Origin of the sequence: Arthrobacter sp. Leaf141 (assembly GCF_001424565.1) — a bacterium.
Taxonomy (GTDB): domain Bacteria; phylum Actinomycetota; class Actinomycetes; order Actinomycetales; family Micrococcaceae; genus Arthrobacter.
The window spans coordinates 362,085-376,489 of record NZ_LMOL01000005.1 but is presented as its reverse complement, the minus strand read 5'-3'; the positions used below and the strand labels follow the sequence as shown (position 1 = coordinate 376,489).

Here is a 14,405-nt window from a genome sequence, read left to right as displayed (position 1 = left end):
CACAGCAGGCATCAGCGCAGCCAGGCGGTGGTGTTGGCGGGCAGCTTGCCGTCCTCGAGCGGTCCGCTGGCCACCAGCACGGTACCGGCGGGAAGGTTGACGGCGGTATCCCCGAAGTTGGTGACCGACTGCCAGCCGCCGGGACGGCTGAAGTGCAGCACCTCCTGGTTGCCCGTTTTGTGCCAGGTGAGTTCCTCGGCACCCTGGAGTTCGCGGCGGAGCTTCAGGGCGGTCCGGTAGAGCTCCAGCGTGGAGCCGGGGGTGCCGTCCTGGGCCTCCACGGCGTAGGAGCTGAACCAGTCCGGCTGCGGCAGGTGGGCGCCGCCGTCACCGAAGCCGAAGGAGGTCCCCTCCACCTTCCACGGCAGCGGGACGCGGCAGCCGTCGCGACCAATCTCCACACCCTTGTTGCGGAAGAACGTAGGGTCCTGGCGCTCGGCGTCCGGAATGCCTGCCACTTCCTGCAGCCCGAGTTCCTCCCCCTGGTACAGGTAGGCGGAACCGGGAAGCGCGAGCATCAGCAGGGTCGCGGCACGGGCCCGGCGCTCACCGAGGGCCATGTCCAGGTCTGCTTCCGGTCCGCCGGCCAGGAGCCAGCCCTTGCCGTCCTGGCCCTTGGCGTGGTCTTTGCCCTTGGAGACCTGCGGCAGGCCGTAGCGGGTGGCGTGGCGGACCACGTCGTGGTTGGAGAAGACCCAGGTGGAGGATGCGCCGGTGGCCTCGGCCTCGGCCAGGTTCCGCGTGATGATCGCCTGGTATTCGTCGGCGTCGAAGTCGGCCTGCAGGAGGTCGAAGTTGAACGCCTGACCCAGTCCTTCCGGGCTGGCGTAGCGGGCCCTGCGGGTGGCGTGCACCCAGGCCTCGGCCACAGCGGTGCGCGGCGGGTTGTACTCGTTGAACACCGCACGCCATTCGGCGTAGATCTCATGGACTTCGTCGCGGTCCCAGAACGGGTGCGAGCCATCCGGGAACCCGTCCGTGCCCGAGTTTGCCTCGGAGAGGTCCGCCTTGGCGATCAACGGTTCGGTCAGGTCCTTGGTGAGGGCATGCGCCACGTCCACGCGGAAGCCGTCCACGCCGCGGTCAGACCAGAACCGGAGGGTCTTCAGGAAGTCGTCCCGGATTTCGCGGTTGGACCAGTTCAGGTCGGGCTGCTCCTTGGCGAAGATGTGCATGTACCACTGGCCCGGGGTGCCGTCCGGTTCCGTGATGCGTTCCCAGGCGGGGCCACCGAAGACGGAGTCCCAGTCCGACGGCGGGAGGTCGCCGTTTTCGCCCAACCCGTCGCGGAAGATGTAGCGGTCGCGGGCGGCTGAACCCTTGGGAGCGGCAAGCGCCTCCTGGAACCATACGTGCCGGTTGGACGAGTGGTTGGGGACGATGTCTGCGATCAGCTTGATGCCGGCGCCGTGGAGCGCAGCGGACATTTCGGCGAAGTCCGCCAGGGTGCCCAGCTTCGGATCCACATCGCGGTAATCGTCCACATCGTAGCCGCCGTCAGCGAGGGCGGAGGGATAGAACGGGCTCAGCCAGACGGCGTCGATGCCCAGTTCCTTCAGGTAGGGAACCTTCGCCGTGATGCCTTTGATGTCGCCCAGTCCGTCACCGTTCGAATCCGAAAAGCTGCGCGGATAGATCTGGTAGACGGACGCCTGGCGCCACCAGTTCGCGTCAGTCAGGCGATCGGAGTCGGTCAGGGTTGCCAGCGTGGCGGTGGTGGGCAAGGGAGGTTCCTTTTCTTAAGTGGGGGTTTTGTGGTGGCTTTGCCGTCTCTTCGGACAGTACCTATCCGCGGGCGGGCTGTAAACCATCGGGAAACGGCTTAAGGACGCGGGCCGGGCCCTGGCCAGAGTCAGCACCATCCCGCGGCCAACGATTTATTTTGATTCTAAATTTAGTTGTTCAAGTATTATGGCGGGCAGGCAATCGGAAGGTCAAGACGATGATGGACAGCACAGCGGCGACGCCCCAGCTGCTGCGGCGCGTCAGCTCCGGAGCAGTCCTCGGTTATATGCGCGCCTCGGCCGCCGTGACCGTCACCGAGATCATGGCCGCCACCGGCCTGACCCGGGCCACGGCCATCTCCGTGTGCGACGAGCTGGTCCAGCGCGGCTGGCTCCGGGAACTCGAGAACCAGCGCGCCCACGGGGACTACCGCAAAGGCCGGCCTGCCCGCCGCTTCGAGCTGGATGAACAAGCCGGCTGCGTGCTGGGGATGGACGTAGGTATCTCCAAAGCCACCGTGGTGGTGGCCGATCTCCGCGGTAAGGTCCTGGGCCGTGCCACCTCAGCCTTTGCCGGGGCGGAAATCTCCGCCGGGGAACGCATCACCGTCATTGACAGCACCGCCCTGCGGGTTCTCGAGTCCGTGGGCGCCACCCCGGACTCGGTCTTGGCCGTGTGCGCCGGCATCGCCGCCCCCGTGGACCGGCACGGTGAGGTGTTGCTCAGCCAGCGGTTCTGGGGATTGTTCGACGTCGGGCTCCGCGACGCCCTGCGCGACCGGCACGGCTGGAAGGTCCTGCTGGAAAATGACGCCAACCTCGCGGCGCTCGGCGACCGGTGGCGCGGGGCAGCCATGGGCGTGGAGGACGTGGTGGTCATCCTGGGCAGCGAGCGGCTGGGCGCCGGCATTGTGGACGGCGGGCGGCTGTTGCACGGCCTGTCCGGCGGCGCCGGCGAGCTGGCGTTCCTGGACATGGTGGAAGGCGTGGGCGACACGTTCGGCATCGCCGCCCTCGCCAGGGACTGGGCAGCGGCGGAATTGGCCGCCGGCGCCAGCACCAGCCTGCGCCGGCAAGCCGGCGCGGAGCAGGTTTTCGCCGCCGCTGCGGCTGGAGACGCCGTGGCGGTACGGATCCTGGACCGGATCGCAGACCGGATGGCCCGGGTGGTAGGCGCCGTGGGCACATTCCTGAACCCCGAGCTGGTGGTCATCGGCGGTGCCGTGGCCGGCTCGGCCGGTGTACTCCTGGCCCCCATCACGGAGCGGCTGGCGGAATTCACCGCCACTCCCCCACGGGTGGCCGTCTCGCCGCTGGGCGACGCGATCGTCACCGTGGGTGCTGTGCGCTGCGCCCTGGACTACGTGGAGCGCCACTCCCTGGACCTGGAGCTGGCAGCAAACATCGGGGCCTGAGCCCGCCCGGGCCTCATTCGATCAAGTCCTATTCGGGCATGATCATGGTGCGCAGGTCCAGCTGCCGCAGCACCCTGTCCGCCACTTCCGGATCCATGTCCGGCTCGTTCCGGGCCAGCACCACTTCCTGCCGGGCCGCGTCCAAAGCGATGGTCTGCACGGCGATGGCCAGCTCCCGCCCACGTTCGCGTTTGTCCGCCAGCGGCTCGTTGCGCAAACTGCCGTCCAGCAGTTCGGCGTGCAGCCGCTTCATCCGTTCCCGGACCAGTGCCACCTTCTCCGGCGGCAGGTCCTTCATCAGGTCGTGCTGTTTCAGGGCAGCGACGGCGGCCGTCTGGGCCCGCTTGGCCAGCACCCGGGCGGCGTCCCGCTCCTCGGATCCGTCCTGGGAGGCGTTCAGCACCCGCATCAGCCACGGCAGCGTCAGCCCGGGCAGGACCAGGGTGGCCAGCAGCACGGCGCAGGCAATCACCAGCAGGTGGTCCCGGGCCGGGAACGGCGTCCCGTCCGCCAGGGTCAGCGGCAGGGCCAGGGCGAGTGCCAGGGTGGCCAGGCCACGCATGCCGCACCAGGTGAGGATCAGGACTTCCTTGGCCGAAGTGGGCTGCAGCAGGTTCTGCCGTTTCCGGGCCCCCATGGCCAGGATGGCCAGCCACAGGAAACGGGCAGCAAACACCAGGACGCAGACCACGGCGGCCACCCCCAGCATCCCGTAGATGGCGGACCCCTCGGCGTGGATGACCTGCCGGATCTCCAGCCCCACCAGCCCGAACGCCAAACCCGTCACCAGCAGTTCCACCACGTCCCAGAACGCGGTCCGGGTGACCCGCTCAGCGGCGTCCTGCGGCCGGGAATGCCGCTGCATCTCCAGGGCCGTGACCACCACGGCGATCACACCCGAGGCGTGCACCTCCTCCGCGAGGATGTAGGCGGCAAACGGCACCACCAGGGTGACGGCGGTGCGGGCCACCATGGAGGTCACCAGCCTGGTGACCAGGGCAATCAGCCAGCCCATGGCGACGCCCACCACCACCGCAAGTGCCGCACCGATCACAAACTGCAGGACGACGTCGGGCGATATCCGGGTGCCGCCCACGGCAGCAGCCACGGCGGCCTGGAAGATGACGATGGCGGCGGCATCGTTGAAGAGGCCTTCGCTCTGCAGGACGGTGATGAGCCGGCGTGGCATGTGGACCCGGCCGGCCACGGATTCAACGGCGACCGGGTCGGGCGGGGCCACCATGGCGCCCAGGGCGATCGCGGCGGGGATGCCGATGCCCGGGATCATCAGCCACGCGGCGCCGGCCACCACGGCGGTGCTGATGACCACCAGGGCCACCGCCATCATGATGAGTGTCCGCCAGCGGACCCGGAAAACGGCCCACGAACTTCGCTGGGCGGTGGCGAACAGCAGGGGCGGCAAAAAGATCGGCAGGATCAGTTCCGGCGCGATGTCCAGGTCCGGGAACCCCGGGATGAACGTCAGCCCCACGGCGAGCAGGAGCATCAGGACCGGGTAGGGAAGTCGCAGCCTGTCGCCCAGTCCCACGGCGAGCACCGTGGCCAGCAGAAGTCCGATGATAAGTGCCAGCTGGCCCATGTGCCCACTTCCTGCAGCCGGGGCTGCCTGCAGGCGGTGGAACCTCCGGCCGCCCCGTCCACCCTATCCGCCGGGCCGGGGCGCCGGTGGTTAGTCCACCGACTCCAGCGCCGAGGACACGGGCAGTGAGCCGTCACGGAAGCTGATGGTCCGCTTGGCCGTTGCGGGCAGGTCCAGTACGGCGGCCGCGACGATGGCCACGTTGGTGCGGGACGTGTCGCCGCCGCCCTCGGGATCCGGATCCACCTCGATCCGGCCGGTGCCGGGGCCTTCAGTCAGGGTGCCGGGGCCCAGGATGGTCCAGGCCAGCTCCGTGCCGCGCAGGTATTCGTCGGCGTCCGCCTTGGCCTCGGCGTAAGCGAAGAAGCTGTTGCTTTCGGGGACGCCGTGGTCCTTGCCGGCGCCCAGGTAGGACACCATGACGTAGCGGTCGACGCCGGCCTCCGCCGCCGCTTCCATGGACCGGATGGCGGCATCACGGTCCACCGCATAGGTCCGTTCCGGGCTGCCCCCGCCGGCCCCGGCGGACCAGACCACGGCGTCAAGGCCCTGGAACGCGGCGGCGAGGTCCGCCGTCGTCGAGTTTTCAACGTCAAGGACCGACGGCGTTGCGCCCGTCGCCTCGACGTCGGCGCCATGGTCGGGGTTGCGGATGAACGAGGTGACGGTGTGGCCTTCGGCCGCCAGGAGGGTGGACAGGTGGAGGGCCACTTTGCCGTGGCCGCCGATGATTGCGATTCGGGTCATTGACCCATTCTGCCCTCAGGGACGGACAGCGTAGCGCAGATAAAGTACGCCGCTGGCGAACCGCCGCTGTTCCAGCAGCTCAAACGAGGCCGCCAGGCCTGCGGGCAGGAACGGCAGCCCGCCGCCCACGGCCACGGGGACGATGAAGAACCGGCATTCGTCCACCAGCCCGGCTGAGAGCGCCGCACCGGCAATGGTGGGCCCGCCGATGCCGATGGTCCCCTCCGTGGCGTCCTTGAGCCTGCGGATGTCGTCCGGGCGGAACTCCCGCTCCAGGTGGGTCCGGGCGGTGGTCACGGCGTCCAGCGTGGCCGAGTACACGGTTTTGTCCGCCGCCTGCCAGATCCGGGCGTAGTCCTGGATCTGGGGTGCATCCGCCGGGCCGCCCATGTCCTCCCAGACCGACATGACCGCGTACATGCGGCGGCCAAAGAGGTAGGTCCCCACCTCCCGCTCAAGGTCGTTGATGAAGGAGTGAACCTCGGCGTCCGGGGCGCCCCAGTCGAACTTGCCCTGCCGGTCCGCGGTGTAGCCGTCCAGGGAGGCGATGGTGGAGTAGATCAGCTGGCCCATGCGCCCATTGTGCCCGCCTCAGGCCCTGCGGGCCATCACCAGCTGCTGGGCCACGGTACAGGCGTTCGAAGCCGTCCAGTACACCAGCACTCCGAGAGGGAAGTACACCCCGCCCACGGCGAACACCAGAGGCAGGACAAACAGCAGGCGCCGTTGCAGCCGCCCGGCCGGATCCAGGGCACTGCCAGGCAGTGCCCTGGAGAGGACAGCACGCTGCGCCAACACCTGGCAGGCGGCCATCACCACGATCATGCCCACAGCAAGCAGGGCAACGGCGCCTGCCTCACCGCCACCATGAAGGAGGGACGCGGACAGCGGAGCACCGAAAATGGCGGCGGCATCGAACTGGACCACTTGCGCGGCGTCCAGCGCTGCGAGTCCTGCCCCGCTGCGTGCTGCTACGGGGATCCCGGACAGCACCTGGAATACTGCCAGGAAGAAGGGCGCCTGGAGCAGCAACGGCAGGCACGCCCCAAACGGATTGGTGCCGTGCTCCTTGTAGAGCGCCATCTGCTCCTTTGCCAGCGACTGCCGGGAAGCCGGATCCGTGCGGCCGGCATAGCCCTCCTGCAGGGCCTTCAGGCGGGGCTGCAGCTCTCGCATCCCCTCCTGCGCCCGGACCTGGGCCAGGAACAAGGGAAGCAGAACCGCCCGGAGCGCCAGCACCACACCGATGATGGCCAGGGTCCACGTCCAGCCGCTTTCTGCCGGCAGCCCCACGGCGGCCAGGCCGTCGTGAAAAAGCAGCAACGCGCCGGATACAAGCCACCTGAACGGCGCCAGCACCGCATCAGCAAAGTCCACCCAGTCCCCCAGCCGCCGGTTCCTGCCAAGCTACTGCGGATCCGGGCGCTTGTCACTGCTGCGGCTCCGGCCGGACAGCAAAAACCCCCGGCATCCTTGACGGATCCGGGGGTCTTGTCCTGTAGCGGTGGGGAGGCTCGATCTCCCGACCTCACGATTATGAGTCGTGCGCTCTAACCAACTGAGCTACACCGCCACGAATGAGAAAAACCTGCGCCAAGCCGGTCAAAAACCGCCTTGACGCAGGCCCTCATTCAGAGCCCCCCACCGGAATCGATCCGGTGACCTCGTTCTTACCAAGAACGCGCTCTACCACTGAGCTAGGGGGGCAACGAAGAAATACTCTACCGGAAGTTCCAGCTCCCAACAAATCGGCGCCGGGACCCGTCCCCCGGGTCCGCTACAGCCGTGCCGGCGGCCTGTCTTGGGCCCGCTTTCCGCGCCAATACAGGCATCCGGGACCGCTGGCGGCGCCCCGCACCGACGTGCCGCGCCGTCAAAAGACGTCCGACGGCGGCGATCCAGCCGCGGGATGTGGCGAGCCACACACCGAGCCGCGGGGTGCCGGTGCCCCGGCACCCGCGCGGCAGGGCGCCGTCGGCCGCTTGAAGACCTGGTTTAACGCAAAAGGATGGGCCGGCTCGAAAGCCGGCCCATCCTGGAAGCGTCAGACTAGCTGGCGTTTACCACTTGCCCTTGCGGTTGAAGTCGCGCTGGCCGCCCTCGCCGCGCGGCTTGCGGGAGCCGTCGCCGTGGCCGCCGAAGCGGGAGTCGCTGGCCTGGCCGCGGCTGGCGCCGGACTCGGAACCGAAGGAGCTCTGCGAACGCTCGCTGTACGTGCGGCCGCCACGGTCAGCGGAGGAGCGCTCGCCGTCGTTCTTGCGGAAGTCCTTTTTGAACCCGCCGTTGCCCTTGAAGTTTCCGCCGCCGCTGCCGCCGCCGGAGTAACCGCCGCGGTCGCCGCCGCGGTTGCCCTGGTACGCGCCACGCTCGCCGCCGCCGGACGGCTTACGTCCGTTGTCCAGTTCGAGGTGGATCAGCTCGCCGCCGATCCGGGTGCGGGACAGTGCCTTCAGCTGGTCGGCGCTGAGGTCCGCGGGGAGCTCCACCAGGGAGTGGTCCGAGCGGATGTCGATGCCGCCGATCTGTGCGGAGGAGATGCCGCCTTCGTTGGCAATGGCGCCAACGATCGAACCGGGCATAACGCGCTGGCGGCGTCCCACGGCGATCCGGTAGGTGGCGTTGCCCTCGGTGAGGGTGCGGGTGGGGCCGCGGGAGCCGAAGCCGTCCTTGGCGCGTTCGCGCTTCTGGAACTCGGGAGCTGCGGGCAGTTCCTTGACCAGGAGCGGCTGGCCGCCCTGTGCCATGACGGCCAGTGCAGCGGCGATCTCCGCTGCCGGCACGTTGTGCTCTTCCTCGTAGGAGGAGATCAGGTCGCGGAAGGCCGAGACGTCCTGCGACGCCAGGGTTTCGGTGATCTTTTCGGCGAACTTGCCCAGGCGCAGGGTGTTGACCGTCTCGGCGGTGGGCAGGTGCATCTGCTCCACCGGCTGGCGGGTGGCCTTTTCAATGGACCGCAGCAGGTACTTCTCGCGCGGGGTCATGAACAGGATGGCGTCGCCGGAGCGGCCTGCACGGCCCGTGCGGCCGATGCGGTGCACGTAGGACTCGGTGTCGTGCGGGATGTCGTAGTTGACCACGTGGCTGATGCGCTCCACGTCGAGGCCACGGGCCGCGACGTCGGTGGCCACGAGGATGTCGATGCGGCCTTCCTTGAGTGCGTCAACGGTGCGCTCGCGCTGCTGCTGCGGGATGTCACCGTTGATGGCGGCGGCCTGGAAGCCCCGCGCCTTCAGCTTGTCGGCGAGGTCCTCGGTGGCCATCTTGGTGCGGACGAAGGCGATGACGCCGTCGAACTCTTCAACCTCGAGGATGCGGGTCAGGGCATCGAGCTTGTGCGGGCCCATGACCTGCAGGTACCGCTGGCGGGTGTTGGCGCCGGTGGTGGTCTTGGACTTCACCGAGATCTCGGCCGGGTTGTTCAGGTACTGCTTGGACATCCGGCGGATCTGGCTCGGCATGGTGGCGGAGAACAGTGCCACCTGGCGGTCCGAGGGGGTCTGCTGGAAGATCTGCTCAACGTCCTCGGCGAAGCCCATGCGGAGCATTTCGTCGGCTTCATCCAGCACCAGGTACTGGAGCTCGGACAGGTCCAGGGAACCCTTGGAGATGTGGTCGATCACGCGGCCGGGGGTACCCACAACAACCTGGGCGCCGCGGCGGAGGCCGGCAAGCTGCGGGCCGTAGGCCGAGCCGCCGTACACGGGCAGGACGGTGAAGTCGTCGATGTGCTTGGCGTAGGAGGTGAAGGCCTCGGCAACCTGAAGCGCGAGCTCGCGGGTGGGTGCCAGGACCAGGGCCTGGGTCTTGCGGGACGGGCCGTTCAGGTCGTGCAGTTCAGCAAGGCGGGACAGGGCCGGCACTGCGAAGGCTGCAGTCTTGCCGGTACCGGTCTGCGCCAGGCCCACAACGTCGCGGCCCTCGAGCAGCAGCGGGATGGTGGCGGCCTGGATGGGTGAGGGCTTCTCGTAGCCAACATCCTGCAGGGCGGCCAGGACGCGGCCGTCGATGCCGAGGTCGGCGAACTTGATGCCGTCCTCGTCGTCGCCGGCTTCCGGGGCGGCGGCGGGGGCCTCTTCGGCGGCGGGAGCCTGAGCGGCCGGCGCTTCTTCAGCAGCCGGCGCTTCTTCGACGGGCGCCTGTGCAGCCGGCGCTTCTTCGGCGGCGGGTGCCTCTTCGGCGGCCGGTGCTTCAGCAGCGGGTGCTTCTTCGGCGGCGGGGGTGTTCAACGCGGGGGCGTCGCCGGCTTCGATGAAGGTGGCAGCGGCGTCGACGTGTTCGTTGTGATTTTCGGGCATAGGGAAGTGTTCCTCATCCATAGGGGGCCAGGCGGCACAACCCGAGGTGAGCGGAGCCGCAGTGCGTGTGACACGATGCGGCCGGGCAAACGTTGACCGGCCGGTCACTGGAAGTCCGGCGCTTTCGCAATCCCGTGGCAGGACTTCCCGCTGCATCTCTTGGCTGCTATCCCAGCAGTCTGTACAGCGTTTTCTTTAGCCGGCTCTCCCTATGAAAATGCCCGCATCGCTTGCGCGGGCCCCAACACTTGCCAGTCCTGCCTCAAAAATTGGGCAAGAATAAGGGATTTCCGGAGTGGGGGATATTTCAAGTGTACGGGACGGACCCGCAGGTATGGTAATCAGCGGGCACGACGGCGCCGGTGAGCTTGGCCACACGGCTGCGGCAGGGTCCCGGCGCAGTCCGCCGCCCCGCCTCACGCCCGCGAGATGGCACTTCGCGGCAATGTCCGGCGCGGACATTGCCGCTAAGTGCCATCTCGCGCAGTGGAGGGGGCGGAGTCAGGACGAAAGCTGCCGCTGCAGCGCCTCGAACTTCTTCCTGAACTCGGGCTGCTGGAGCCGGATCTCGCCGTCGGCGTCTGCATCCTTCAAGGCCTCCATGGCCTCGGCGTCCGGCGCGCTGAACCACTGGCCCACCGTGATGCCGTGGGTGGGGATGAAAGTGCGGTGGATGTGGTCCCCCGCCTGGATGGTGCCGGTGCGAAGCACCCGGAGGTACGCGCCCACCCGGCCCGCCTCGGTGAACCGCTTGACGAGCCGGGCCTCGCCCAGGCGCCGCTGGAACGTGGCGCAGGGCGTGCGGGGGGAGGTAACCTCCACCTCAACATCCAGGCCGATCTTCCAGCGTTCGCCGATCACGGCTCCGGTGGCGTCCAGGCCCGCCACCCGCAGGTTCTCGCCGAAAACTCCGGGCGGCATGTCCCGCTGCAGCTCGTCTGCCCAGAAGTCAGCGTCCGCCTGGGAGTAGGCGTAAAGGGCCTGGTCCGGGCCGCCGTGGTGGACCCGGTTGGCCTGGATGTCGCCCTGCAGGCCCAGCCGGTGGACCTTGACCGGGCCGTCCGCCGCCCGCTTGTCGATGGCAGTCACGCCCACACTTGAAGCGTCGGGCAGGAGCTGATGGACTCGGCACACGGCAAGGAGGGACGGGGTTTCCATGGCTCCAGTGTAGGTCCCGGCAACTATGGGCAGTTCTCCCCTGTTTCCTGCTCGCCGCCTGAACCCCCAGGGACTACGCTGATTTCAGGATTGCTATTGGGGGTGCAGCGCTGTGCCCGTTTCGCGTGGACTACAGAGGGGGACCATTGGACCCGAACAAAGATCCGGAACCCGGCCAGGCTGGTGGCGGCGACGCCCGGGCCGGCAAGGGCAGCTCCCCCAAGCCACCGCCGTGGCAGGTCCCCAAGCCTGAGCTTCGCCCCGACCTGCTGAACGAACCCGTGGCCACGGTGGACCCGTTTGCGCAGGACCGGGAGAAGGAAGCCAAGGAGGGCGCCGCCCGCAAGAAGCGGTCCCAGCGGCGCACCGTGGTGGTGGGCCTGGGCGTGACCGCGCTGCTGGCCGGCACCATCACCGCCGTGGTGGCCAGCAACCAGGACGATCCCGAATACGCGCAGGTCTGCTTCAACGACGAAACCGGCGAGCGCGTGGAGGACAGGAGCTGCGACAGCTCCGCCGGCCGCAGCGGCGGGATCTACGCCTGGTACTTCTACTCCCGGGGGGCCACCGTCCCGTCGGTGGGCCAGAACCGGTCCACCGCCCCCAACTACACGCGCACCGTTCCCAGCGGCGCCAAGGCCGCCACGGGCTACAAGTCCAGCGGCGGGACCGTTGACCGGGGCGGATTCGGCACCTCCGCCAAAAGCGGCGGCACCAAAGTGGGCGGCTGAACGTGCGGCGGATTGCCTCCGTGCCCCGACCCGGCTGGAAAGAGAAGATCGAGGAGCAGGGCCTGGTTTTCTCCACCACCACCATGGACGACGGGCGGAAGATCGAGTACTGGAACGAGTCCGCGTATTACGAGTTCACCGCGGGCGAGGTGGAAACCCTCGAAAACACTGCCGAAGAAATGCACCGGATGTGCCTGGAAGCCGCCAAGTACCTGGCCACTGGTGCCATGGGCGGGATCGGCATCGGCCAGCAGGCCCTTGAGCTTGCCGGCGAATCGCTGCTGGCCGCGGACGTGGACGTCTACGGCCGTTTCGACTTCATCTATGACGGCCGCGGCGGACCGGCCAAGATGCTCGAGTACAACGCCGACACTCCCACGGGCCTGATCGAGGCATCCGTGGCGCAGTGGTTCTGGCTGCAGGACGTGTTCCCTGCCAAGGACCAGTGGAACGGCATCCACGAGGCCCTCATCCGGCAGTGGAAAAAGGTGCAGTACCGCACGGGCATGAGCACCCTGCACATTGCCCATTCCGAGGTCGAGGAATCCGGTGAGGACTGGATGACCGCCGCGTACATGCGGGACGTGGCCAGCCAGGCCGGGTGGACCACCATCGGCATCAACATGTCGGACATCGGCTGGGACCCCAACCTGAACCGGTTCGTGGACATGGACAACTTCATGATCAGCACCATGTTCAAGCTGTACCCCTGGGAGCTCATGATGAAGGAGCCGTTCGGGCACCGTCTGCTGGAACGCTCGCACAACCCGCGCTGGGTGGAACCCGCGTGGAAGATGCTGCTCTCCAACAAGGCCCTGCTGGCCGCCCTCTGGCATCTCTACCCGGACCACCCCAACCTGCTCCCGGCCTACCTGGACGGGCCCGGCCCGCTGAAGGAGTGGGTGGCCAAGCCGCTGCACGGCCGCGAAGGGGACAACATCCGGATCCAGGCCAACGGCATCAGCCTGGACCAGCCCGGCGATTACGGCCGTGAGGGCTGGTGCTACCAGCAGTACCACCAGCTCCCGGATTTTGACGGCAACCACCCGGTCCTTGGCCTGTGGGTGGTGGACGGCGAATCGGTGGGCTGCGGCATCCGCGAATCGGACGGCCCCATCACCGACTACTTCTGCCGCTTTGTGCCCAACACCATCGACGCGCCCGCGCCGCTTTCGGCCCAGGCCAACACCAGCAAGGCAGGGATCGCACTATGAGCACGGAAACCACAACGGCGGGAGGCCCGGGCGGTGCGCCCGGCGCCGGCGTCCCCGCCAAGGGCCTCCGGGCAGGCATCCTGGACCTGGGCGACTCCGTCATGCTGGGGCTGGCGTCCACGGCCCCGGTCTACTCCCTGGCCGCAACCCTGGGCCTCATCGTGGCCATCAACGGCAACTACACGCCGCTGATCCTGCTGCTGGGGTTCATCCCCGTCCTGTTCATCGCCTTCGCGTTCCGGGAACTGAACAGCGCAATGCCGGACTGCGGCACCACCTTCACCTGGTCCCGGCGTGCCTTCGGGCCGTGGGCAGGCTGGCTGGGCGGCTGGGGTGTGGCGCTCGCCGGGATTGTGGTCCTGGCCAACCTGGCCCAGGTGGCCGGGCAGTACCTGTGGCTGCTGATCGGCGACGGCTCCCTGGCGGGCAACAAAGTGGTGGTCACGGGCACCGGCCTGCTGTTCATCGTCCTGATGACCCTGGTGAATTACCGCGGCATCCGGCTGGGCGAACACGTCCAGCGGGTCCTGACCTACGTCCAGTACATCGCGCTGGGCATCTTCGCCCTGGCCATCGTCATCCGCATCACGGCCGGCCCGCCGGAGGGCCAGGCGTTCGACTTCGAGTGGTTCAACCCGGCCGGCGCCTTTGCCGATCCAGGGGCCGTGGTGCATGGCGCCCTGCTGGCCCTGTTCATCTACTGGGGGTGGGATACCTGCCTGGCCGTGAACGAGGAAACGGAGAACCCCGCCACCACACCGGGCCGCGGCGCGGTGATTTCCGCCGTCGTACTGGTGGCCATTTACGTCTCCGTGGCGCTGCTGGTGATGATGTACGCCACGGTGGGCCCGGACGGCATCGGGCTGGGCAACGAAGCCAACCAGGCGGATGTTTTCCTGGCCATGAAGGACGTGGTGCTGGGGCCGTGGGGCTGGCTGATGGTGGTGGCCGTGCTGGCGTCGGTGCTGTCCTCCACGCAGACCACCATCCTGCCCACTGCCCGCGGCACCCTGTCCATGGGGGTGCACGGGGCGCTGCCGGCGAAATTCGGCGAGGTTCATTCGAAGAACCAGACGCCCGGGTTCTCCACCCAGGTGATGGGCGGCGCGGCGGCGGTGTACTACGTGGCCATGAGCTTCCTGAGCGAGAACCTGCTGGCCGATTCCATCAGCGCCATCAGCCTGTTCATCGCCTTCTACTACGCGCTCACCGGCTTCGCCTGCTTCTGGTACTTCCGCGGCACCCTGCGCGATTCGGCCCGGAACCTGTGGTTCCGCGGCATCCTGCCGCTGCTGGGCGCACTGGTCCTGACCGCCGCGTTCTTCATCTCGGCGGTGCAGATGTGGGACCCCGCGTATGGCGACACCAGCATCTTCGGCGTCGGCGGCGCCTTCATCAGCGGCGTGGTGCTGCTGGCCCTGGGCGTCGTGCTGGCCGCGGTGTGCCGGTTCCTGCCGTCGACGCGGGGGTACTTCACGGGGTCCGCCCACCCCAAGTAACTCGCAGTTGTTGTCGTTTTGG

Annotated in this window: 11 protein-coding genes and 2 tRNA genes; 4 read left to right on the top strand and 9 right to left on the bottom strand. The window is 68.1% G+C overall.

Going from position 1 to position 14,405, the window contains the following annotated elements; translation table 11 throughout:
* Positions 1–11: 11 nt before the first annotated feature.
* The gene (locus ASF72_RS04255) at positions 12–1,724 is read right to left on the bottom strand and encodes a glycoside hydrolase family 13 protein (RefSeq protein ID WP_056596923.1); all 1,713 of its coding nucleotides are present in this window, start codon (positions 1,722–1,724) and stop codon (positions 12–14) included.
* 218 nt (positions 1,725–1,942) lie between these two features.
* Here ASF72_RS04255 and ASF72_RS04250 point away from each other — a divergent pair, with 218 nt between their 5' ends.
* Positions 1,943–3,139 carry an ROK family transcriptional regulator gene (locus tag ASF72_RS04250; protein WP_050685335.1) on the top strand — a complete coding sequence of 399 codons (1,197 nt, stop codon included), beginning with the start codon at positions 1,943–1,945 and terminating at the stop codon, positions 3,137–3,139.
* 28 nt (positions 3,140–3,167) lie between these two features.
* On the opposite strand, the gene ASF72_RS04245 is transcribed toward ASF72_RS04250, so the two are convergent.
* From ASF72_RS04245 to ASF72_RS04210, 8 genes are all read right to left on the bottom strand, one after another.
* Positions 3,168–4,739: a Na+/H+ antiporter gene (locus ASF72_RS04245; protein ID WP_056596919.1), complete on the bottom strand. Its 1,572-nt coding sequence runs from the start codon at positions 4,737–4,739 to the stop codon at positions 3,168–3,170.
* A 90-nt stretch (positions 4,740–4,829) separates the two neighbouring features.
* Positions 4,830–5,486 (bottom strand): SDR family oxidoreductase, encoded by a 657-nt coding sequence (locus tag ASF72_RS04240; protein ID WP_056596918.1) that lies wholly within the window; start codon positions 5,484–5,486, stop codon positions 4,830–4,832.
* 15 nt (positions 5,487–5,501) lie between these two features.
* Complete coding sequence (locus ASF72_RS04235; RefSeq protein WP_056596916.1) at positions 5,502–6,059, bottom strand: dihydrofolate reductase family protein; 558 nt, start codon at positions 6,057–6,059, stop codon at positions 5,502–5,504.
* An 18-nt stretch (positions 6,060–6,077) separates the two neighbouring features.
* Complete coding sequence (gene yidC, locus ASF72_RS04230) at positions 6,078–6,863, bottom strand: membrane protein insertase YidC (RefSeq protein ID WP_235504649.1); 786 nt, start codon at positions 6,861–6,863, stop codon at positions 6,078–6,080.
* Positions 6,864–6,985: 122 nt separating this feature from the next.
* Positions 6,986–7,059 (bottom strand) — tRNA-Met (locus ASF72_RS04225).
* A gap of 62 nt (positions 7,060–7,121) precedes the next feature.
* Positions 7,122–7,193: transfer RNA gene (locus tag ASF72_RS04220), tRNA-Thr, on the bottom strand.
* Positions 7,194–7,546: 353 nt separating this feature from the next.
* On the bottom strand, positions 7,547–9,781 hold the full coding sequence (locus tag ASF72_RS04215) for a DEAD/DEAH box helicase (protein ID WP_082484020.1): 2,235 nt from the start codon (positions 9,779–9,781) through the stop codon (positions 7,547–7,549).
* Positions 9,782–10,282: 501 nt separating this feature from the next.
* A complete protein-coding gene (locus ASF72_RS04210; protein WP_050685340.1) occupies positions 10,283–10,939 on the bottom strand; it encodes an MOSC domain-containing protein in 657 nt (218 codons plus the stop codon).
* A 146-nt stretch (positions 10,940–11,085) separates the two neighbouring features.
* On the opposite strand from ASF72_RS04210, the gene ASF72_RS04205 reads away from it, so the two are divergent.
* Genes ASF72_RS04205 through ASF72_RS04195 form a run of 3 tightly spaced genes read left to right on the top strand, consistent with a single transcriptional unit; the run spans position 11,086 to position 14,383 of the window.
* A complete protein-coding gene (locus ASF72_RS04205) occupies positions 11,086–11,670 on the top strand; it encodes a hypothetical protein (RefSeq protein WP_056596912.1) in 585 nt (194 codons plus the stop codon).
* A gap of 2 nt (positions 11,671–11,672) precedes the next feature.
* Entirely contained in the window at positions 11,673–12,884 is a 1,212-nt protein-coding gene (locus tag ASF72_RS04200) for a glutathionylspermidine synthase family protein (RefSeq protein WP_056596909.1), read from the top strand.
* Positions 12,881–14,383: an APC family permease gene (locus ASF72_RS04195; protein ID WP_056596906.1), complete on the top strand. Its 1,503-nt coding sequence runs from the start codon at positions 12,881–12,883 to the stop codon at positions 14,381–14,383. Before ASF72_RS04200 ends, ASF72_RS04195 begins: the two co-directional genes overlap by 4 nt.
* The last annotated feature ends 22 nt before the right edge of the window (positions 14,384–14,405 follow it).

Coding starts and splice junctions, on each gene's coding strand:
- ASF72_RS04235 (WP_056596916.1), bottom strand. CDS start 6,059: ATGGGCCAGCTGATCTACTCCACCATCGCCTCCCTGGACGGCTACACC.
- ASF72_RS04210 (WP_050685340.1), bottom strand. CDS start 10,939: ATGGAAACCCCGTCCCTCCTTGCCGTGTGCCGAGTCCATCAGCTCCTG.
- ASF72_RS04195 (WP_056596906.1), top strand. CDS start 12,881: ATGAGCACGGAAACCACAACGGCGGGAGGCCCGGGCGGTGCGCCCGGC.
- ASF72_RS04240 (WP_056596918.1), bottom strand. CDS start 5,486: ATGACCCGAATCGCAATCATCGGCGGCCACGGCAAAGTGGCCCTCCAC.
- ASF72_RS04215 (WP_082484020.1), bottom strand. CDS start 9,781: ATGCCCGAAAATCACAACGAACACGTCGACGCCGCTGCCACCTTCATC.
- ASF72_RS04245 (WP_056596919.1), bottom strand. CDS start 4,739: ATGGGCCAGCTGGCACTTATCATCGGACTTCTGCTGGCCACGGTGCTC.
- ASF72_RS04250 (WP_050685335.1), top strand. CDS start 1,943: ATGATGGACAGCACAGCGGCGACGCCCCAGCTGCTGCGGCGCGTCAGC.